This window comes from Crystallibacter permensis (assembly GCF_025960875.1).
In the GTDB taxonomy this organism is placed as follows: domain Bacteria; phylum Actinomycetota; class Actinomycetes; order Actinomycetales; family Micrococcaceae; genus Crystallibacter; species Crystallibacter permensis.
The window spans coordinates 1-21551 of sequence record NZ_JAODLR010000012.1 but is presented as its reverse complement, the minus strand read 5'-3'; the positions used below and the strand labels follow the sequence as shown (position 1 = coordinate 21551).

The window sequence follows — 21551 nt, the reverse complement described above, 5'->3', positions numbered from 1 at the left end:
TTGGAAAGGGCTGCGATGAACACGACGAACGTTTTCTCAAGTAAGGGCGCGATGGCCTACAGCGAACTGCGCCGCCGGGTCCTGTCCGGGGAACTCGCTCCCGGGTCGCGATTGTCGCAGTACGACCTCGCGGACGAGATGAATATGAGCATCACCCCCCTTCGCGAGGCCGTGAGGCAGCTGGCCAGCGAAGGCTGGGTGGAAATGGACACGCACCGGGATGTCCGGGTTTCACCGATGAGCGCGTCCGAAGCCCGCCAGCTCCTGGAGGTCCGCTTATCACTCGAGCCGTCGGCCACCGAACTTGCGGCCAGGCGCCGCACAGACAGGGAAATCATAGTGATGAAGGCGGCAGCCGATGAGCTATTGCCTGTCACCCGCACCTGGGGCGAGGAAGCCATCACGGCGCACCGATCGTTCCACCGTGCCATTTATGCAGCCTCGCACAACGACGTGATGATCCGACTCCTAGATGACTTGTGGGACAAGTCCGATCGGTACCGACGGATCGGACTTGAACTTCCGGCCGGGGATGAACCACGCACCATCGATCTGAATCAGCACCACAAGATCCTGGAGCTGGTAATAGCCGGTGAAGCCGCTGCCGCGGCCGAACTTGCACGCGCCCATATCCTCCACAGCCTCACGGCCTCTGTCACCGGTGCTCTGGAAGCCCGCGAGGAAGGCTTTTACCCCTCCGGCATGGAACGTCTGGCATAGAGTCCAGGAGTGGCCGGGGCCGGCATTTCGGCATCGATGCGAAGCGGCGGGAAGGAAAGCCCGAACAAGGTTTCAGTCACAGGAGTCAGTACAAGAAGATCGGCAGCCAGTCGCGGTTGTGCGCGTGCACCAGTGCGAGGAACAGGACGAAGTCGAAGATCAAGTGCACTGACACTACATAAGTTAACGACTTCGTCAGCTTGAACGTGTATCCCTGCAGCAGCGCGAACGGGAACGTCAGCAGCGGGCCCCAGGCTTGGTAGCCGATCTCCCACAGGAAAGACGAGAAGATCACGGCTTGAAGGATGTTGGCGAGCCAGTCCGGGAAATGCCGCCGCAGCAGCGTAAACGCGGTGCAGATAAAGAACAGCTCGTCCCAGATACCAACAGCGTTCACTCCGAGAAAGAGCCGCCAGAAGATGGTGGGGTCGGATGCGTCCGGCCAGTTCTGGTAGACGCCGGTGCTGATCAAGTACACCGGCAGAATGAAGTAGCCGAGCGCAACAACACCGATCAGGTACAGCTTCGCGGTCAGCGGCCATTTACGGCCTGTGTTCACCGGAAACTTGATGACCCGCTCACGGTAAACAAACCGCGACACCAGCCACGGCACCAGCACGGCCAAGGTGAGCGCACCGCCCATCAGCGCCATATGCCCGATGCTCAAATCAGCGTTCAGCGGGACCAGGCTGATAATAACCATCCCCGCAGCGACGAGCGCAAGATGCCTCAGGAACTCACGGTCGACCAGCGCGGCCGCGACCAGGCTGATGCCGAGCAGACTGTAACCAACAGGGTTATTCTCGACGCCGAAAAGCAGCACGCCGGACACCGAGAGCAGCACTGCTGGCACCAACTTCCAACTGAGCGCGGTGCGGGGCGGTTCGGTCGAGATTGATGTCACCTCACAAGCATGTCAGCGTCGTCCGCGTCGCGAAACCGGTTACGCGGGTTTTGCCAAGGGTTACTAAGTATGCTTACGTTTAGTGAAACCTACTAGGAGGCAACATGATTGGTTTTATCATCGCTGGGCTCGTCATCGGGGCACTTGCCCGTCTTGTCAAACCCGGGAAGCAGAATCTGGGCCTGGTGGCCACGCTGCTGCTGGGCCTGGTTGGGTCAGTTATTGGTGGCCTGATCGCGAATCTGTTGGGCACCGGCGACATCTTCGAGTTGAACGTCCTCGGATTCGTCGTTGCCGTGATCGCAGCGGTACTCCTGATCGGTGTGGCCGAGGGCATTGCCGGACGCCGCAGCGTCCGCCGCTAAAGCGAACTCAGGATTTGATATTGATGGCCAGTGGCCGGGTGCGATACGGGCACCCGGCCACTGGCATTGTCTTGCCGGAGACACCGACGGACGGGTTTTTCGACGTCGTTATTAGCTACACGGTGTCTGCGGCCGCGGCGAACTGGGACATGTAGAGCCGGTAGTACGCGCCCTGGGCTTCAAGCAGTTCCGCATGGTTGCCCTGCTCCACGATCTGCCCGTCTTCCATCACCAGGATGATGTCGGCATCGCGAATCGTGGAGAGCCGGTGCGCGATCACAAAGCTGGTCCGGTCAGTGCGCAGGGCGGCCATGGCGTGCTGGACCAGCAGCTCGGTCCGGGTGTCCACGGAACTCGTGGCCTCGTCCAAAATGAGCAGCGACGGGTGCGCCAGGAACGCGCGGGCAATGGTGATCAGCTGCTTCTCGCCCGCGCTGACGTTGTTGCCCTCTTCGTCGATCACGGTGTCGTAGCCGTCCGGCAGTGCCCGCACAAAGCGGTCCACATAGGTGGCCTTGGCCGCCTCGAGCACCTGCTCCTCGGTGGCGTCGAGGTTGCCGTAGCGGATGTTCTCCGCAATGGTGCCGCCGAAGAGCCAGGCGTCCTGCAGCACCATGCCCACCTTGGAGCGCAGCTCGGCCCGGCTGAGCTGGTTGATGTCCACATTGTCCAGGGTGATCCGGCCGGAGTTCAACTCGTAGAAGCGCATCACCAGGTTCACCAGCGTGGTCTTGCCGGCGCCGGTGGGCCCGACAATCGCCACGGTCTCGCCCGGCTTCGCCGCGAAGGACAGATCCTCGATCAGCGGCTTGTCCGGGGTGTAGCTGAAGCTGACGTGCTCGAATTCCACATGGCCGTCCGTCTTGGCCGGTAGCGATTTGGTGGCCGTGTCCGGGTCCTGCTCTTCGGCGTCGAGGAGTTCGAACACCCGCTCGGCGGAGGCCACGCCGGACTGCAGCATGTTGGCCATGCCGGCCATCTGGCTCAGCGGCTGGTTGAACTCGCGCGAGTACTGGATGAACGCCGTCGCCTCGCCCAGGGTCATGGAACCGGAGGCCACGCGCAGCCCGCCTACTACCGCGATCCCCACATAGGACAGGTAGGAGATGAACTGCATGACGGGCATGATCATGCCGGAGACAAACTGCGCGCCGAACGAGGCCTGGTAGAGTTCCTCGTTCTTCTCGTCGAACTGCGCCAGCGATTCCTTCTCCCGGCCGAAAACGCGGACCAGGTCATGGCCGCTGAAGGACTCCTCGATATGCCCGTTCAGCTGCCCGGTGTTCTTCCACTGCGCGGCAAAGAGCTTCTGGCTGCGTGCGCCGATCAGACCAGCGCCCACGGCGGAAAGCGGCAGCGCGATCAGGGCGATCACGGCCAGCTGCCAGGAGACGATGAACATCATGACCGTGATGCCGATCAGGCTCAGCGCGGACATGATCAACTGCGCGAAGGCCTGCTGCAGCGCCTGCTGGACGTTGTCGACGTCGTTAGTCACCCGGGAGAGCAGGTCGCCGCGCTGGCGGGTATCGAAGTAGTTCAACGGCAGCCGGTTCAGCTTGTCTTCCACGTCGCGGCGCAGGTTGTAGACCACGCGCATGACCACCTTGTTCAGCACGTAGCCCTGCAGCCACATGAAGAGCGAGGACACCACGTACATGCCCAGCACCATCGCGATCAGCCGGCCCAGCAACTCGAAATCGATGCCGGCGCCGGGCGTGATTTCCATCCCGGACAGTAGGTCCGCGAACTGGTCCTGGCCTTGCGCGCGCAGCCCCGCGATCACCTGTTCCTGGGTGGCGCCGGCGGGCAGGTTGCTGCCGATGGCGCCGTTGAAAATCACGTCCATCGCGTTGCCGAGGACCCGCGGGGCAATGACATTAAGTACGACGGCGATGATCACCATGGCGAGCACCACGGCGATTGCTGCCTTTTCCGGTTTAAGCAGCCCGAAGAGCCGCTTGGCCGACGGCCAGAATTGCTTGGCCTTCTTCGCGGGCGTGCCGCCGAACATGTCGCCGTCAGCCTCGGTGGGCTGGAACTCCTCCTCGAGGACCTGTGCCTCGGCGTCCGCGGCCGCGCCGGGAGTCGGCGCTACCACGGGGTCGATGGTGGGCCCGTCGATGGGGCGGTCTATGGCGGGGCCGTCGCTGGTGGGCGGGCCGTCGAAGGTACGCGAGCCGGTCCTGTGGCCGTCAGCTGTGCGGCCGTCGTCCTGCCGGATGCCATTATCCAGGTCCTTGTCCGTGTCCTTATCCGTGCTCATGCCACCTCCTCCGCCTGGGTCTGCGATTCAACAATCTCCTGGTAGGTGGGAGAGGTTTCCAGCAACTCCTCGTGGGTGCCGCGGGCCACGATCTGCCCATGGTCCATCACCAGGATCTGGTCCGCGTCCGTGATGGTGGTGACGCGCTGGGCCACGATGATCACCGTGGCGTCCTTGGTCTTGGCCTTCAGCGCCGCCCGCAACCGCGCATCGGTGGCCACATCCAGCGCCGAGAACGAGTCGTCGAACAGGTACACCTTGGGCTTGGCCACCAGCGCCCGCGCGATGCACAGCCGCTGGCGCTGCCCGCCGGACACATTGGTGCCGCCCTGCGAAACCGGCGAGTTCAAGCCGTGCTCCTTGGCCAGCACGAAATCCGCGCCCTGGGCTACGGTGAGGGCTTCCCAGAGGTCGTCGTCGTGCGCTTGGGGGTTGCCGAACCGCAGGTTGTGCGCGATGGTACCGGAGAACAGGTACGGCCGCTGCGGCACCAGCGCCACACGGTCCGTGATGTCCGGGCGCGCCATGCTGGTGATGGGAATGCCGTCGAGCAGGACCTCGCCGCTGCCGACGTCGAAAAGCCTGGGCAGCATGGAAATCAGTGTGCTCTTGCCGGAGCCGGTACTGCCCACAATGGCGGTGGTCTGCCCGGGCCGGGCGGTGAAGCTGACATCGTGAAGCACCGGGGCTTCGGCGCCCGGATAGGCGAAGGAGACGTTCCGGAACTCCACCACGCCGGCCTTGTCCGCCGGCTGCAGCGGCTGCTCGGGCTCGTGGATGGAGGGCTTGACGCCCAGCACCTCGCCGATCCGCTCGGCACAAACCGAAGCGCGCGGAATCATCATGGCCATGAACGTGCCCATCATGACCGCCACCAGGATCTGCAGCAGGTACTGCAGGAACGCGGTCAGCGCGCCCACCTGCATCTCCCCCGCGTCCACCCGCAGCCCGCCGAACCACAGCACGGCCGCCGTGGCCAGGTGCAGGATCATCCCGATCGCCGGGAACATCAACACAAACAGCGAGCCCACGGCCAGGGACACGTCCGTCAACTCCCTGTTGGCCTTGCCGAACCGTTTGGCCTCGAACGGCTCGCGGACAAAGGCCCGCACCACGCGGATGCCGGTGATCTGCTCGCGCAGCACCCCGTTAATGTTGTCGATCTTGGTCTGCATGGACCGGAACAGCGGCATCAGGCGCCAGACCAGGAAACCGACGACGACGAACAGCGCCGGTACGGATACCCACACCAACCAGGAGAGCGCAAGGTCCTCGCGCAGCGCCATGATGATGCCGCCGATGCACATAATGGGAGCAGCCACCATGAAGTTCAGGCCCATCAGCACCAGCATCTGGACCTGCTGCACATCATTGGTGCCGCGGGTGATCAGGCTGGGCGCGCCGAACTCGTTGACCTCCTGGGCCGAGAAGCCGGATACCTTGTGGAAGACGCCCTTGCGCACGTCCCGGCCGACGGCCATGGCCGCCTTGGAACCGAACCAGACCGCGGCGATCGCCGTCGTTACTTGGATGAGGCTGACCCCGAGCATGACCATGCCGATGTTCCAGATGTATTCGGTATCGCCCCGGGCCACACCCTGGTCGATAATCTGGGCGTTCAGGCTGGGCAGGTAGAGGGCCGCGATGGTCGCTGCGAGCTGCAGGATGACCACCGCCAGGACCAGTGACAGGTAGGGCCGTATGTAGTGACGGACCAGTTTGATCAGCATGAAGCCGGTTCCTCGGGATTGTGAGTGACAGAGCCAGGGTGCGGGAGTGCCGCGGTGTGGACGCCGGTTGCCGGACGGCGCCGCAAGCAAAGGCCGCACCCTAGCGTATGCCTGCGATCGGGCAGTGTCTATCAGTCGAAAGGAGGATCTTGGGCGGGCGCTGAGGCTCAGTCAGTTAGACGGATTCGGTCATCTCCTCCGGGACGGCGATGACGTCCACCAGCGCACCGGAGCGCATGACGGTGACCGGGAAGGGCACGCCAATGGCGTCCGAGAACAGCAGCTTCTGCAGGCTTTCGGCGCTTGACACCGGCCTGCGGCCGGCGCTGACCACGAGGTCGCCCTGCTTCAGGCCGGCCTTGGCTGCCGGGGAACCGGGAATGACCTCGACGACGCGCAGCGCGTGGCGCTGCCCGTTGCGCAGTTTGACGGTTGCCGGCAGCTGCACCGGGGTGCTGACCAGTCCAAGGTAAGCGCGGCGGACCCGCCCATCGGTCAGCAGCGCGGAGATGATGCGGCGGGTGGTGGCGTTGATCGGGATGGCCAGTCCGAGACCGGCCCCGGCCACCGCCGTGCTGATGCCAACCACGTACCCGCGGCTGTCGGCGAGCGCGCCGCCGGAGCTGCCCGGGTTCAGGGCCGCGTCCGTCTGGATGACGTCTTCAATCACCCGCCTGCTGCCGCCGGTCCAGGCAGGCATCGAGCGGCCGAGACCACTCACCACACCGGCGCTAACGGAGCCGCTCAAGCCCAGCGGGTTGCCAACCGCGATGACCAGTTGCCCGACCCGCAGCGATTCCGCTTCGCCGAGCCTGGCCGGTGCCGGTGTGGCGGACAGGCCGCGGAGGACGGCCAGGTCGGACAACGGGTCGGCACCGATGATGTCAATGTCCGTGGCGCTTCCGTCCGCAAAGACCGCCCGCCCTTCGTTGGCGCCGGCGACCACATGGGCGTTGGTCAGCAGATAGCCGTCTTCGGTGAACACCACGGCCGAACCGGCCCCCACTCGGACAGGCCCGTTGCGGCCATGGCGCGCCATCTCGATGGCAGCCACGTGCGGAGTGACGGATTCCGCCACGCGGATGACGGTCCGTGAGTAGGCATCAAGCGGGTCTTCGGCGCCGGGTGCTGGGCCGGCTCCGGCTGTTGCATTCACAGCGCACTTCCTCGAACAGTTGGTGATCTATTAAAACCACCTTGCGCCCGTGGTTGATCCAGCCGGCGCTACGCCTTCGGTGAACGCTTCCCGCCGCCGTCCTCCTACACCGCGGTAATGGTTACCGTCTTGGTGGCCCGGACCTGCCCTGGCACCCAGGACAGGAACTTGATGTGCATGAGGTACTTGCCGGGTGCGGGCGGACGGAGCAGGAAGTCGTATTTTTCCGCCGCTCCCGAAGCTATCTTGCTGGTGCGGAGCGGATACTTGCTGGACCAGACCGGCGTGGACGGGCCGTTGGGATCGGCGGTGTTGCGGAAGGGACGCCCGTCATGGGCAATCAGGTCGGCCATCGCCACGGGTTTGCCCTTCATGTCGGTAAATTCCGTCAAGGTGGGGAAATAGTCCACGTTGACCATGCGGACCAATGTCGGCGCGAGTCCGCTTTGTTTCGTATTCGCCTTCATGCTGGAGAAGGCCCAGACCCGGCGGCCGCCCGGCCTTTTGGGGATGACTCCGCCCAAGGTATAAAAATGCTTCGCCTTGAACCGGTTCAGGCCGGCGTCCTCGCCGGAGAGGCCTGCCGCGTGGTTCTTCTCGTGCCAGCTCGGGTCCAGGGAATACGGCAGCAGCACAGTTTCAGTGGCGATGTCGTACTCCGGGCCGTCGACGAACGCTCGCCTGGTGCCCGGCCGCGGCGGCTTCACCCGGTCGATTGCCGGGTCGACGATGACGATGCCGAACATGCCCATCTCGACGTGCAGTGGTGTATTGACGTGGCAATGGTAGAAATACGTACCCGACCCTCCGCGGTTCGGATTCCCTGGTTCGCCGATGTCCGGCCTCAGTTGATAGGTGTAGTGGCCGGTGACTTCATAGGAGGTGTGGCCCACGCCGTCGTTGCGGGGATCGGGTTCAAGTCCGTGCCAGTGGATGGTGTGCACGCGCTTGCTCGGCTCAATGGTTCCGTGGAAGATGTCGCCTTCCGTGAACCGCGCCAGCGGGCCGGGCAGTCCCCGGTCCTTGCTGTTGGTCGCAAAGCTCCATACCTCGTGCTCGGAACCGTCGGGGAATTCGAGCTCACGGCTGAAGAAGTCGAACGTCATCGAAACGTCGGGCTGCTGACGGAACAGGGTTTCCGGGCTGCCCTCGTGGGGCTGGTCGGAAGCGAAGTCCACCTGGCTCTCGTATTTATGGTGGGCCTCGGCTTCCTGCTCTCCGGCCAGCACCCAGTCTGCGACCAGACCGCCAGGGTAGAGACCGCCGGCCGCCGTCTGTGAAGGCTCCGCATGGCAATGCATGGGGTACCGCCAGTCTTCCTCACGGGCTTCCCAAACGGCGTCGACACAGTCCGGCGGGCGCACCATCGGCAGGATCGCTTCTTTACGTTCAAGCGGCGAAAGCGCAACAGTGTCCTCCCATTGCTGGAGGCTCACGTGGCCGTCCGCCATCACCGTCCCCTTCTCACGCGGGAAGTCCCGCCCGTTCTCCCGGACGGTCCAGACATGATTGCCGTGGTAGTGCAACTGGTGGCCCACGATGCCGGCGTTGACCATCCGGATCAGCTGTCCGGTCCGGACCGTTCCCGCGGCCGGCGACTGGCTAAAGTTCCGCACATCCGTCAAGCGCGGAAACCCGGAGGGAAGGCTGTCCTCCTCCCGCTCTTCATTTAGTTCAGGATCGTCGGAGACGGCCAGTGATCGGAAGCCGGCCTCGTCATTCAGATTGAAGTAGCGCGGGGCAACGTCCGTTCCGATGCTGTCGAGCTTGCCGCCCCGCGAGGCAAGACTGGCCCACTCCGGCACCACGTTATGGCACATCCACAGCCACTGACGCTCGAACTCCGGGCCGTTCGGACCAAGATGCCAGGCCCGGGCAGGGTCGATAACTACCAGTGCCCCGTAGAGTCCCAGCGTGCGTTCAACAGCCCCGTTGGTGGGATCTGTGTAGAGGTACGTTCCCGGTGCCGGGGCCTTCAGATTCAGGGTCGCGGTCGCGCCGGCGGGAATGGATCCGGTGGTAACGTCCCCCCGGTTCTCTCCCGCTCCATGGATGGCCAGTTCGTGGGGCTGCGAAAGACGGTTGTGGATGCGCAGCCGGATGGTGCTTCCCACCTCCGCGATAATGGTCCGCTCCGGAAAATAGCTGGCCCAGTACGCGCGTTTCGGCAGGTAGTAGTATTCTTCCTGCGGATCCGGACGCTCCGGAGCGGGCCTGCCATGGGGCGGCAGCGGCCGCTTCAGCGGGTAGGTACGGCTCTCGACTACCTGGCCCGACTGCGTAAAGATCCGCGGAGCGATCCTCAGGCTCGGGTTCGGATCCGAAGGGGCCGTCTGTCGGTCTCCAAACCCGCGGTGGTAGACCAGCGCGCCGTCGACCATGGGCACAAAGCCCTCATTGATGTAGAGATCCAGCACGCCGGCCGACCCGGTGGAACCGGTCCTGACGTTGGTGGCGGGCGCCGTTCCGGGCCGCAAAAGATTGAATAGACCGTTCCCCATGACTAAAGCCTCTCGATGCACGTACTAATCCCCACAAGAAGTACTGCACTCAGTACGTCATCCCCATCTTGGAAAACCCTTGGTCCGGCGGATACTTCGCCTCGAAACCACGCAAGGCGAGCACCGCCGTCGTACCTGCGAGCAGGGCGAGAACGGCGGCAAAGATCGCGACGCCGGACCAGCCGAACTGCACGAAAAAAAGGCCGCCGGCCCAGCCGAGCAGACTCGAGCCGGCGTAGTAGAACAGGTTGTAGAGCCCCGAGGCCTGGGACTGGCCCACGGTAGCCAGCCGCGGCGTCCAGCCCGACGCGACGGAGTGCGCGCCGAAGAACCCCGCGGTAAAGACCACAAGTCCCACCAGGATGACCGGCAGCGAATCGGCCAGCGTGATCGCCAGTCCCGCGATGATCACCGGGATGCTGGCGAGCAGCACGCGCAGCCGCCCGAACCGCACGGTCAGCCCGCCTGCCAAACGCGAGGACGCTGTGCCGGCCAGATACGCCAGGAAGAGCAGGCTGGTCAGCGACGTCGGCAGGTTGAACGGCGGCGCCTCGAGCCGGAAGCCGAGGTAGTTGTAGACCGCGACGAAGCCGCCCATCAGCAGGAAACCCTGCGCGTAAAGTGCCAGCAGCCGGGGTGAGCGCAGGTTGATGAGGATGCGCTCGGCCAGCTTCGGCCCCTGGCCGCGGACCACCGGCCGGAACCCGCGCGGCGCCGGGGCCAGCCGGACAAAGAGGACCGCGGCGACACCGGAGAGCGCGCTCACCGCGAGCACGCCCGCGCGCCAATCGGTAAACTCCGCCACCGGGCCGGCCACGAGCCGCCCGGCGAGGCCGCCGATGGTCGTCCCGGCAACGTAAGTCCCCGCGGCCACCGCAGCGTGCAGCCGCTGCACCTCCTCGTTCAGGTACACCAGCGCGACGGCGGGAATCCCGCCCAACGCCGCACCCTCCAGGAAGCGCAGCGCCAGCATCGAAGGAAAAGTCGGGGCGAGCGGCAGCAGCAAACCAAGTACGACGGCGGCACTGATCGCCCAGGTCATCGTGCGTTTCCGGCCGGCCCGGTCGGCGATCGCGGACCACGGGATGACCGCGAGTGCGAGGCCGATGGTGGCGGCGGAAACGCTCAGGGCCGCGTCGGCCGCCGACACCTGGAAGTCGCGGGCGATACCGGGGAGCACGGCCTGCACCGAGTAGAGCTGCGCGAAGGTGGCCAGTCCGCCGAAGAGCAGCGCGATCAGCATGTGCCGGTAGGCCCTGCTGCCTTTCGGGTGCCCCGGCCAGGGCTGCTGGTCCGCCGTCGTCACGCTTTAGATGCTAGGCCGATAGGCTGCGCCGTCGTTAAACGGGGCCGGCGCGTGAAGCCGGTAGGCTGGTCCGGGCCGCATGGGCCGTTGGAACTTCACAGGGGGAAGCAGTGCGTAACGCCAGGCGTGGAACGGTCATGATGCTGGCGGCCGCGGCCCTGCTGGCCGGCTGCAGCGACAACTCCCCGGAACCCGCACCAACACCAACGGCGACTCCCACCTGCCCCGCAGTGGACCCGTCCCCGGTGCAGGCCGAACCGATCGGCCAAGGCTCCGCGGCACAGGTGGCCGCCAATGTGCTGGCAAGTTACACGGCCTGGGCCAATGCCGGCACCGAGCTGGCCGCCTCCCCGCCATGGAGCGGCGCGGCCCTGCCCGCGACCTGCGCGGAAGACCTAGCCCAGCTCCACCGCGACGCCTATGCCGGCACGCTCTTCGTCACCCGGTCGGATGTGGCGTGGGAAGCGTATTACGACGAGCAGCGCGACCTGAACGAAGGGAACATCGCGCTGGCCATGGAAGCGGGCCACCCCACCAACGGCGAATACGAGCTGATGACCATGAAGGAACATTCCAGCACCGACGCCGGTACCTTCCTGAAGTTCGACGCCGCGTACATTCCTCCGCGCGGGGAAGGATTTCCGCCCGTCTCGGCCGAGACGGTCAAGCCCCAGGAATGGTACGTGGCCTTGGTGCCGTGGGATGGGTTCATGATCATCGACTACATCGAACTCAAGGACTCCGCCGACAACTGACCCTGTGCCGCACTACCGGTCGAGGCGGAGGTCCTGGATGGTCGCGGCCACACGGGCACGCTGCTCCTCGTTCAGCCCTTGGATCGGCAAGGGCAGACTCCCCTTCGGCACGAGTCCCAGCTGTTCCGCGATGGCTGCGACAACCCGGATGCTCCCGCCGAACTCGGCGAACAACTGCCACAACGGTGCAAGCCGTTCAGAGTCGGCGAGTGCGTCGGAGACCCGTCCTTCCAGGGCAGCGCGGGTAATCCGCAGCGCCGGCGCGGGCAAGGTGCCGGCGATGACCGAGTACCAGGTGTCGCACCTGGCGGCCAGTCCGGCAGCGGCCTTGGCGTCGCCGGATACCCCGATGGTCACGTGTGCCGGGACGGCTGCGCGGATTTCCTGGATCCGCGCCTGTGCCTGCTCCGGATCGTCCGGAACACCGGGGATTTTGATGGACGCGATACCGGGCAGTTCCGCGATGCGTCCGTAGAGCTCGGTCGTGAAGGTGAAATGGGTGGTGCCCGGATTGTCATAGACGATGACGGGCAGCGATGAATTGACGGCGACCGTCTGGAACAGTTCGAACACATCGTCATCGGTCAGGGGCTGGTACGACATCGGCGCGAGCAGAAGGCCGGAGGCTCCTGCCTGCTCGGCCTTCTCAGCGTTCGCGAGGACATGCGAGGTCCGCAGCGCCCCGATGCCGATGAACACCGGTGTTCCATCGGCGTGCTCAACAGCCAAGCGGGCTACGCGGCTTCGCTCCTCACCGCTGAGGTAGGCGTATGACCCGGTGGACCCGAGCGTGGTGATCGAATCTACCTTCGCCTCAGCGAGCCGTTCGATGAGACCGCTGAAAGCAGCCTCATCCACGGCATCATCCGACAGAGGGGTCAGGGGGAAGGCACTCAAGCCTGCGAACATCGTTGTCTCTCCTGTTGGTCGAGGGTCCTGTACGTTTCATCCCTGCGCGACTCGGGGAAGGTGCAGTTTATCCTGCGGTGCTGCGCCGTTTCCGCTTAGGCTAATTAAGGCGGGTACTTAAATATAGAAGGAGGACCGGATGCGGATCGCGGTGATGCAGGCTGCCGGCGAGGTGCTGGACGTCGCGGGAAATCTTGCTCTGGTGTCTCGTGCCGCCGCCGAGGCGAAGGCAGCCGGAGCCGATGTCTTGGTTACCCCTGAACTGTTCATCTGCGGCTACGCACCTTTGGCCATTCAGTCCTCCCTGGGTCCCGAGTTGTCCCGCGCCATCGACGACGGCGCCGCCCGGATCGCACGCGAACACCGGGTCGGGCTGGTCTACAGTGCACCGGCACCAGCCGAGAACGACGGCTGGCACATTACCGCTGCGTTGCTGGACCGCGCAGGGAATGAGCTCCTCCGGTACGCCAAGGTGCATTTGTTCGATCGGGAAGAACAGCAAGTTTTCGTGCCCGGCGAAGATGCGCCGTCGGCCGTGGACTTTGAGGGCACCCAGGTGGGCCTGCTGATCTGCTACGACGTCGAGTTCCCCGAGCCCGTCCGGGCCTTGGCCGATGCCGGCGCGGACGTGGCGCTGGTGCCGACGGCACTCGGTTCCGGCTTCCAGGACGTGCCCGGAGTCCTGTTGCGGGCCCGGGCACTGGAAAGCCAACTGGCCATCGCCTACGCCAACCACACGGGGGCGTTGCCCGCGGACGCCGGCCAGGAGTTGTTGCTTGGCGGCCTCAGCGTGATCGTTGGCCCCGATGGCGCACTGCTCGCCCAGGCAGGAACCGACACGGTGTTCGAAGTTCTGTGGGCAGACATCACGGCCGACGACGTCGCCGCGGCCCGCCGCCACGTGCCCTACCTCCGTGACCGCCGCCCCGCGCTATATCGTGCCTGGCAGCAGCCGCAGCACTAGCATTGTTGCCGTTGGTTCTTATGCCTCTTCGGATCCAGATCTGAACGGTTGCGGCCACGCTCGTCCCGGAGCGGACGAGGTTCTCAGGTGATGGTTCGGTTCCTCAGGTAGTGGGTCCGGCCGCGTCCGCCATCACGCCGGGCTTTTCGTGTTCGGGGGTAGGGCGGGGGTTAAGCATGGCAAGTGCCAGTACTCCTGCGGTGACCAGTAGACCGGCCGCGGCTGTTAGGGCGGTGCTATAGCCGGCGGTGAGGGCGGCGCTTGTGGCGGCATCTGCGTACTCCTGCCGGGCGGAAACGGTGGCGGCGATTCCGGCCAGCAGGGCCAGGCCGAGCGCGACGCCGATCTGCTGGGCTGAGTTGAGCAGTGCCGAGGCAATGCCGGCCTTGCCGGGGTCGACACGGTAGACGGCCGCCTGGGTGAGCGCGATGACGCCGAGGCCGAATCCGAGCGCGAGGACGAACATAGCCGGTGCCAGATGCAGCCAGTAGCCGGAGGCCACCTCGATGGCGGAGAACCAGAGTGCAGCCAGGGCGCTGAGGAGCGCCCCTGCTCCGGCGACGTAGCGCGGAGCGATCCGCAGCAGCAGTTTCGGGGCGGCACCGGCGCCGAGCACGAGCCCGGCAGCGAACGGCAACCAGGCCGCACCGGTTTGGAGTGGGCTGAACTGCTGGACCTGCTGGAGGTAGAGGGTGATGACGTAGAAGGAGCCCATGGGGCCGATGGCCAGCAGCAGCATGGACGCATAGGCGCCGGCGCGGTTGCGGTCCCGGAACAGGCTCAGCGGGACCAGTGGGTGGCGGCTGCGGGCCTGCGTGAGAGTGAAGACGACGAGCAGGACGACGGCGGCGCCGAGCAGGAGCAGCGCGGTCGGGTCGGTGATTCCGGCCTCGCCGAACCGGGTGATGGAGTACACGAGCGAGACCATGCCGCCGGTGCCGAGCACCCCGCCGATAATGCCGAGCCGCCCCTGGTGGCGGTTGGCGGCGACGAGGGTACGGCTGCCCAGGAGCACGAGCAGGCCGATGGGAATGTTGATGAAGAACACCCACCGCCAGCCGAGGGTGTCCGTCAGGACGCCGCCGAGCAGCAGTCCGATGACGATGCCAAGGGCGGACATCGCCGCGTAGAGGGACAAGGCAGTGTCGCGCGTCTTGCGGTCCGCGAACGTCGTGGCGATCAGCGCCAGGGCGTTGGGCGCGATCATCGCTGCCCCCGCGCCCTGTGCGGCGCGGGCGATAATGAGCATCTCCGTGTTCTGCCCGAGGCCTCCGGCCAGTGAGGCCAGAACGAAGACCGCGATGCCCAGCTGCAGGGTGCGGCGCCGGCCCCATAAGTCACCGGTCCGGCCGCCCAGCAGCAGAAGGGCGCCGAACGCGAGGATGTAGGCGTTGACGATCCAGGGCAGATGCACGGCATCCACGCCCAGCTCCCGTTGAATGCTCGGCAGCGCGATGTTCACGATCGAGTCATCGAGCACCAGCATCAGCTGGGCCGTCGCGATCACCAGCAGGGGCATCACGCCAGCCTGCCGCCTATTCCTTATTGCCACACTTCTCCTTCATCAGCTACCGGGAAGTTTGCCTTATTCATCCGGGCTGTCCCCCGCCCGTGGAGCCCTCCGCCCCTCGGAGACATGGAACTGCTGCCTGAGCGAGCACTCCAGACTCCACTTTGTGAAGCTCCCCCGGGCGGCCCGTTTTCACATTGGTACGGGCTGACGGAAGTGTTCACGAAGGAAGCGGAATTACTCGGCTTCAGCGATGCTCTTCATCGCCTTCCACCCGTGCGTAACGCCGCCGCCGGCACGCAGAGCGGCCGCCACCATTACCGCTTCAGCGACATCGGCCTTGGACGCGCCGGCCTTGACCGCACGCTTGGCGTGATCCTCAATGCAGAAATGGCACTGCGTGGTTACAGCGACCCCGACCGCGATCAGCTCGCGGGTCGCCGGGTCAAGGTTGCCGGTGTTCTTGTTGAACACCGCCTTATCGAATCCGAAGAACGCCTCAACCATCTCCGGCACAGCGTCCTTGATATCGGACATGTATTTTGCTTCCTCGCTGTGCGAATGCATCCAGCCGCCCTTTCTCGTAACCGTTACTTGCCCAGCCATCCAGAAGGAGGACCAGTCATCAACCATACCCTACCCCCCTATGGTATCTAGATGCGAGCTCGCCCTTGAAAGACTGCAGGCGCTGAATTGAAGATCGAAATGCACACCTGTCCGCCAACTCCAGCCCAGCGGATCGCCGCACCATACCAATTCCGACGAGGGAGGCGGACACGAATCGTCCGTTTATAGAAACTCGTAGGTGAGTGCAGTCGTCGTGGTCCCGGGACCGGTTCTCAACGGGACAGCAGCAGAGCCTCCCCCTGACCCCCACCGCCGCCCGGCCTGTTCCGCGCCGCATGAGTTCGTGCACGGCGCAGACGACCACCCGCGCTCCCGAAGCACCAATGGGGTGGCCAAGGGCGATCGCTCCCCCGTTGACATTCACCCGTTCCTGCCGAGGCCCAGCTGTGCCGCCGAGTGCAAGGCGACGGAGGCGAAGGCCTCGTTGATCTCCACGAAATCCAGCTCAGCCAGCCGCCTTGAGCGCTTTGACTATGGCGCTGGCCGGTTTATCCGGCAGCGAGGTGTCAGGGGACCGGCGGTCTGCGCCGATCCTCGATCTGCTCCGCAATGGGGAACGGCCGCCGGAGAACTGGTGGCGCATCTCGGACTTAGCCAGCCTGGCGTCTCTAAGCACCTGAAGGTGCTACGCGAGGCAGGGCTTGTCGTGGTGCGCGCAGCGGACAAGCAACGTCTTTATGCATTGCGTGCGGGCCCCCTCGCAGAGGTCGACCAGTGGCTGGAGCCCTACCGACTGCTCTGGTCCAGTTGCCTCGACAACCTTGAACGACACCTAAAGGAGAACCCATGCCCAACGGAACCCTCGAAACGATCAACGGTCGACTCGCCCTGCGCTTTGAACGAGCCCTCCCCCACCCGGTCGAGCGTGCGTGGCGGGCAGCCAGCGGCAGAACTTGAGTGCTGGTTCCCAGCGGTCGCCCAATGGACACCGGCCGTCGGGGAGAAGCTTGAGGCATACGGCATGACCGGCGAGGTCATCGAAGTCGATCCGCCCCGCATCCTGAAATGGCTCTTCAACGGTGATGAATACAGCCTTGAACTGGCCCCGGACGAGGAAGGCTGCCGCTTGGTCTTTACCCACGCCTTCGACGAGGGCACCCCGACAGCGCAGGATGGGAGAGCCACCTCTCGCGTCTTGATGCCCACCTCGCCGGCGGGTACCTGTCCGAGGAGGCGGCGCAGGAGTCATGGGAGAAGTTCACGAACGCTACGCCCAGCGCTTCCGAGTTGACCCGGACCCCGGACGGCGCTTCTGGTCCCAACTGCGCGCCAACCAATGATTCACCGCGTACATATCGGGGGCTGAAGACGGGAGACTTTCACCGCCGATAACAGAGCGAGTCAATTAGGCGGGGAGGCGGCGGCAAATCGAATTCCCGGGACGGTGTTCCTCTAACTCTCATTACGCGTTATTTCCTATGCCGCTAGACAGCGAAATTAGGTTAGCCTACACTCACCTGTGGCCATTCGGCTATTCGCTATCGTCTCCAAACGTTTTTGTAGACGCTGAACTTTAGGTGGTTTTGTGCGCGCTCTGCTCCCGTTATCGGCATCCATGGGCTTCGTGGCCCTTCTTGCACTGTCAGGTTGCGGATTCAGTGGTGGGGCAGGAGGAGCCGAATCTTCTGCCAGCGGTGACCAGCGAATTGTCGTGGATAATTTCCGTGCTCCTGTGGCCGGTTGGGCTTTGGAGAGCGATTCCGCCTACATTCTGTCCCTGTCCGGATGCCTCGAGACCCTTACCAGGTACGACGAGAAACAGGGAAAGGTCGTGCCCTCGCTGGCCACCGAATGGAAGCAGGTCGCTCCCACCGAGTGGGACTTCACGATCCGTGAAGGGGTGCAGTTCCAGGACGGTTCCGAGCTGACCGCGGAAACCGTGGTTGCATCGCTGAATCATGTCCTTGAAGCGGAGGTTCCGGCTCGGGCTTTCAGCCCGACGGTAGTCAGCGGTATTAAGTCGATCGACGATAGTACGGTCAGGATCACCACTCCGAGCGAGAGTCCGCTGGTCCCGTACCGGCTAGCCAGTGTCAACACGGGTGTCCTGTCGCCGGCCGCATTCGAAGACGATGCTGTCGATCCCTTCGGTCACTGCACTGGGCCGTTCACTCCCGTCTCTGAAAAGCCGAAGCAGTCCCTGACACTGGAGCGGAATGAGAACTACTGGGGCGGGCAGGTTCAACTTGCCGGCGCCGAGGTTCGGTTCATCACGGATGGGGCGACCCGTGCGGCTCAGGTTCAGACAGGTGAAGCCGATGTTTCCCTCTCCGTTCCGGTTTCAAGTCTGTCCACGCTGGAGGCAGATTCCGGCGTGAAGGTCCTCAAGGCGGATTCGCCGCGGACGGCAACGCTGTACATGAACAACGGCAGGGCCCCGTTCGACGACGTCGACTTCCGCAAGGCCATCCGCTCGGCACTTGATCTGGATGCACTCGCCGGCAGCGTGTACGAAGGGGCTGCTATTGCCTCCAGCGGGCCGTTTGCCCCGTCGGAGCCCTGGGCGACAAAAAATATTGAGCCTCAAGGGCAGGATCTGAAGGCGGCCAAGGAACTGCTCACTGCCGTCGGATATACCGTAGAGCGGCCGCTGGAAATCATCGCTATCGTGGAACGTGCGGAGTTCGCGGACGTCGCGACGGTAATCCAGGCGAACCTGAAGAGTGTCGGCGTCCCGGTTACCATCCAGACCAAGGAATACGCCGCGGTGGAACCGGATCTGCTGGCAGGTAACTACGACATGGTGCTGAGCCAGCGTAACCGCCTGATCGACATCGCCGACCCGATCGGCTTCCTCACGGCCGACTACACCTGCGAAGGTAGTTACAACCTGAGCCATTTCTGTGACGAGGACTACGACAAGCTCATCGCGCAGGCGGCCGAGACCGCTGACACCGAGGACCGCTACCGGCTGTACTCCGAAGCAGGGCAGATCCTTCAGGAGCAGGCCGTCAACATCTGGCTCGTGAACGAACAGGCCGTTGACGCGGTCCGTACGGATCTGCAGTCCTACATCCAGGACCCGCTCTCACGCTACGTGCTCCGGGCGGAAACGACGAAGCCCGCATCATGAGGATGAGCGGCACGGCGGGGATCCAGCAGGAACAAGGTCCCGAATGATGATGTTCCTCGCCCGGAGAACAGCCACCTTGGGCATCACGGTTCTTCTGGCGTCTTTCGTGGTCTTCCTCATTCCCTATGTGACACCCGGGGACGCGGTGCGGAAGATCATCCGCACCCGTGTGGCCGGAGACGTGATCGATGACTCCGCAGTCCAGGCTCTGACGGTCGAGCTGGGTCTTCAGGATCCCCTATGGGTGCAGTATCTGCGGTGGCTGGGCCGGCTGGGCAGCGGAGACATGGGCCTGTCCTACACTAGCCGCACACCTGTGATCGACCAGGTCCTGCCTGCCTTCTGGATCACGCTGAGCCTGGTCGTCGTAACCCTGGGCGTGGCTGCCGCAATCGCTGTCGTGTTGGGAATCGCCGCTGCCTTGCAGGAGGGCCGCACGGCCGACAGGCTCATCACCACTGTCACCCAGGCCTTCATCGCGCTGCCGGAATACTGGCTGGCGCCGATGCTCGTGCTCGTCTTCGCACTGAAACTTTCGCTGCTGCCCTCCGCTGGCTGGGAGGGCCCTGCCTCCGTCATTCTGCCCGTTGCCGTGCTCGCCCTGCGTCCTACAAGCTATTTCACCTCAGCGGTGCGCGAAGGGATGCTGGACGCGTTGGGGGCGGAGCACGTCACCGCTGCCCGAAGCCGCGGACTCAGCTACTCCCAGGCAGTGTGGAAGCATGTGATACCCAACAGCCTGCTGCCCCTGACCACCATGGTGGCCGTGTGGTTCGCCGGTCTGCTGGGGGGATCAGTCATCGTGGAGGTCATCTTTGCCATCCCGGGGATGGGACGCTTGTTATACGATGCCGTGCTCAACAGCGACATTCCCCTGGCGCAGGGCGGCGTCGTCATCGTCGTCGGACTCGCCGTCGTACTCACGACAACAGCCGACCTGATCCACCGACTCCTCAATCCCCGCCTCAGGATGCACCATGCGTAAACGGCACGCACTCATCATGGCAGCAACAATAATTCTGGCCCTCGTCGTGCTGTCAGTGGCGCTGTCCCCGTGGATTAGCCCCTACCCGCCCGCGGAACAGGACCTGGCAGCCAGGCTGGCCCCGCCCAGTTCAGCCCATTGGTTGGGCACGGACCACCTCGGCCGGGACACCTTCAGCCGACTGCTCGACGGCGGACGGTTCTCGCTGACCATCGCAGCTCTGGCAACAATACTGACCGGCGTCGTCGGCACAGCGATCGGCGTCATCAGTGCCCGCCGCCGAGGCTGGCTCGATGAGTTCTTCACCCGTACCAACGACGTCCTCCTGGCACTGCCGGAAATGGTGATCGCTTTGTTTCTGGTCGCCGCGCTGGGGACCGGTTATCCGTCCCTCCTGCTGGCGCTGACCGTGACTGGCTGGACGCCTTTCGCCCGGCTGGCACGCGCGCTTGCCTACGACGTCTCCGCACGCGGATTCACTGAGGCTGCCCGCGTGCTCGGATGCTCCCCCTCGTTCATCATTCTTCGCCACATCCTGCCCCATCTCGCCGCTCCCCTGCTCGGGCAGGCAACGCTCCGGTTCGGACAGCTGCTGATCAACGTCGGTGCTCTTTCCTACCTCGGTCTGGGGGTGCAGCCGCCGCAGTCGGACTGGGGGTCCATGCTGGCCGCTGCACAGCCGTACGCGCTTAGATCGCCGCTGACGATCCTCGCACCCGGGCTGGTGATCTTCATCGTCGCGCTCTGCGTTACCCTCATCGGCCAGCGGCTGTCGCACATGACCAGCAGCCGACTCTTACTGACCACAACCTCTTCACAGGCGGCACCGAATGCTTGAAGGCCTGATCATCGAACAGCTGCACCTCAACCATCAGGCGCCCCTGGCTGAACGGAATGCCGCAGGCAGGTATCTGGACGGCATTGTGTCCCGGCCGGTCCTTTCCGGCATCGACCTCTCCGTGGCCCCGGGTGAATTCGTGGCCCTGGTCGGCCCTTCAGGGAGCGGCAAGACGATGACCGCAATGTCCGTCCTGAGACTGCTGCCCCCGCAGGTGCGCATCGATTCAGGGGCGATCCGGTTGAACGGGCTGGATCTGGCACAATCCCGCGAGGCTGACCTGAACCGCATCCGCGGCGGCCGGATCGGCATGCTCTACCAGCAGCCCAAACGGATGTTCAACCCGCGACGGACCATCGGCAACCACCTGGCGGAACCGCTGAAGCTCCATCAAGGGCTCCGGGGACGGAACGCCAAAGCACGGGCGAAGGATCTGCTGGCTGAAGCGGGCTTGGAAGATCCTGCCTCTTGCGCGTTGGCATATCCGCATCAACTGTCCGGAGGCATGGCCCAAAGAGCCATGATGGCCCTCGCCCTGGCCGGGCGGCCGGAGTTGTTGTTGGCAGACGAGCCGACGTCTGCCCTGGACAAAGTGCTCGAACGGCAAATCCTGCAACTGATCGATCGAGAGCGGCATGAACGCGGACTGGGTGTTCTCTACATCACCCACAACCTCGCCACCGTCGCCGCATTCGCCGATCGGGTGGTGGTAATGGACGCCGGACGCATCCGAGAGTCGGGACGGGCGAGAGCTGTTCTAACGGATCCGAAAACAGCCTGCACGAAGAACCTCCTTGACGCGGCAACCCTCATGCCCCCTCCCCGATCCGTGCCGGTGGCCCCTAGCCCGAAGTTACGTCTGTCTGAGACGCCGGAATCCCCGTGTTTGCGGGGATTCCGGCGTTATTCGTAGGTGGTTTTCTGGCTACTTGGCCCAGGTGG

At 64.5% G+C, this 21551-nt stretch carries 17 protein-coding genes and 1 pseudogene; 8 read left to right on the top strand and 10 right to left on the bottom strand.

Features of this window, described 5'->3' with window-relative positions; all coding sequences use genetic code 11:
* The first annotated feature begins 15 nt into the window (after positions 1-15).
* Positions 16-720 (top strand): GntR family transcriptional regulator, encoded by a 705-nt coding sequence (locus tag B0G38_RS14120; RefSeq protein ID WP_264669996.1) that lies wholly within the window; start codon positions 16-18, stop codon positions 718-720.
* A gap of 85 nt (positions 721-805) precedes the next feature.
* On the opposite strand, the gene B0G38_RS14115 is transcribed toward B0G38_RS14120, so the two are convergent.
* Positions 806-1576 (bottom strand): CPBP family intramembrane glutamic endopeptidase, encoded by a 771-nt coding sequence (locus tag B0G38_RS14115; protein ID WP_264669995.1) that lies wholly within the window; start codon positions 1574-1576, stop codon positions 806-808.
* A gap of 152 nt (positions 1577-1728) precedes the next feature.
* On the opposite strand from B0G38_RS14115, the gene B0G38_RS14110 reads away from it, so the two are divergent.
* Positions 1729-1989, top strand: a complete 261-nt coding sequence (locus B0G38_RS14110; protein WP_264669994.1) for a GlsB/YeaQ/YmgE family stress response membrane protein — start codon at positions 1729-1731, stop codon at positions 1987-1989.
* A 115-nt stretch (positions 1990-2104) separates the two neighbouring features.
* Here the strand turns inward: B0G38_RS14110 and B0G38_RS14105 are convergent, their stop codons facing one another.
* The 5 genes from B0G38_RS14105 to B0G38_RS14085 all read right to left on the bottom strand — a co-directional run bounded on the left by B0G38_RS14105 (position 2105) and on the right by B0G38_RS14085 (position 10885).
* Positions 2105-4003 carry an ABC transporter ATP-binding protein gene (locus B0G38_RS14105; RefSeq protein ID WP_264670091.1) on the bottom strand — a complete coding sequence of 633 codons (1899 nt, stop codon included), beginning with the start codon at positions 4001-4003 and terminating at the stop codon, positions 2105-2107.
* 248 nt (positions 4004-4251) lie between these two features.
* Entirely contained in the window at positions 4252-5985 is a 1734-nt protein-coding gene (locus B0G38_RS14100; RefSeq protein WP_264669993.1) for an ABC transporter ATP-binding protein, read from the bottom strand.
* A gap of 175 nt (positions 5986-6160) precedes the next feature.
* Entirely contained in the window at positions 6161-7141 is a 981-nt protein-coding gene (locus B0G38_RS14095; protein ID WP_264669992.1) for a S1C family serine protease, read from the bottom strand.
* Between the two features lie 104 nt (positions 7142-7245).
* Positions 7246-9642: a multicopper oxidase domain-containing protein gene (locus tag B0G38_RS14090; protein ID WP_264669991.1), complete on the bottom strand. Its 2397-nt coding sequence runs from the start codon at positions 9640-9642 to the stop codon at positions 7246-7248.
* Between the two features lie 49 nt (positions 9643-9691).
* Positions 9692-10885 (bottom strand): MFS transporter, encoded by a 1194-nt coding sequence (locus tag B0G38_RS14085; RefSeq protein ID WP_264670090.1) that lies wholly within the window; start codon positions 10883-10885, stop codon positions 9692-9694.
* 173 nt (positions 10886-11058) lie between these two features.
* Between B0G38_RS14085 and B0G38_RS14080 the strand changes: the two genes are divergently transcribed.
* Positions 11059-11703, top strand: a complete 645-nt coding sequence (locus tag B0G38_RS14080; protein WP_264669990.1) for a hypothetical protein — start codon at positions 11059-11061, stop codon at positions 11701-11703.
* A 12-nt stretch (positions 11704-11715) separates the two neighbouring features.
* Here B0G38_RS14080 and B0G38_RS14075 read toward each other — a convergent pair whose 3' ends face one another.
* On the bottom strand, positions 11716-12612 hold the full coding sequence (locus B0G38_RS14075) for a dihydrodipicolinate synthase family protein (protein WP_264669989.1): 897 nt from the start codon (positions 12610-12612) through the stop codon (positions 11716-11718).
* Between the two features lie 139 nt (positions 12613-12751).
* Between B0G38_RS14075 and B0G38_RS14070 the strand changes: the two genes are divergently transcribed.
* Positions 12752-13576, top strand: coding sequence for a nitrilase-related carbon-nitrogen hydrolase (locus tag B0G38_RS14070; RefSeq protein ID WP_264669988.1), 825 nt, complete (start codon positions 12752-12754; stop codon positions 13574-13576).
* A 103-nt stretch (positions 13577-13679) separates the two neighbouring features.
* Here B0G38_RS14070 and B0G38_RS14065 read toward each other — a convergent pair whose 3' ends face one another.
* The 3 genes and pseudogenes from B0G38_RS14065 to B0G38_RS14055 all read right to left on the bottom strand — a co-directional run.
* Entirely contained in the window at positions 13680-15128 is a 1449-nt protein-coding gene (locus B0G38_RS14065; protein ID WP_264669987.1) for an MFS transporter, read from the bottom strand.
* A 195-nt stretch (positions 15129-15323) separates the two neighbouring features.
* The gene (locus tag B0G38_RS14060) at positions 15324-15719 is read right to left on the bottom strand and encodes a carboxymuconolactone decarboxylase family protein (RefSeq protein WP_264669986.1); all 396 of its coding nucleotides are present in this window, start codon (positions 15717-15719) and stop codon (positions 15324-15326) included.
* Positions 15720-15925: 206 nt separating this feature from the next.
* Positions 15926-16224: pseudogene (locus B0G38_RS14055) on the bottom strand (acetyl-CoA C-acyltransferase); the annotation flags it as partial.
* Between the two features lie 1044 nt (positions 16225-17268).
* On the opposite strand from B0G38_RS14055, the gene B0G38_RS14045 reads away from it, so the two are divergent.
* From B0G38_RS14045 to B0G38_RS14030, 4 genes are read left to right on the top strand one after another with little or no spacing between them, the layout of a single operon-like run.
* A complete protein-coding gene (locus B0G38_RS14045; RefSeq protein WP_264670089.1) occupies positions 17269-18786 on the top strand; it encodes an ABC transporter substrate-binding protein in 1518 nt (505 codons plus the stop codon).
* Between the two features lie 43 nt (positions 18787-18829).
* The gene (locus tag B0G38_RS14040) at positions 18830-19771 is read left to right on the top strand and encodes an ABC transporter permease (RefSeq protein ID WP_264669985.1); all 942 of its coding nucleotides are present in this window, start codon (positions 18830-18832) and stop codon (positions 19769-19771) included.
* Complete coding sequence (locus tag B0G38_RS14035) at positions 19764-20609, top strand: ABC transporter permease (protein ID WP_264669984.1); 846 nt, start codon at positions 19764-19766, stop codon at positions 20607-20609. The genes B0G38_RS14040 and B0G38_RS14035 overlap by 8 nt, the downstream gene beginning before the upstream one ends.
* Entirely contained in the window at positions 20602-21522 is a 921-nt protein-coding gene (locus tag B0G38_RS14030; protein WP_264669983.1) for an ATP-binding cassette domain-containing protein, read from the top strand. The genes B0G38_RS14035 and B0G38_RS14030 overlap by 8 nt, the downstream gene beginning before the upstream one ends.
* Positions 21523-21551 lie beyond the last annotated feature (29 nt).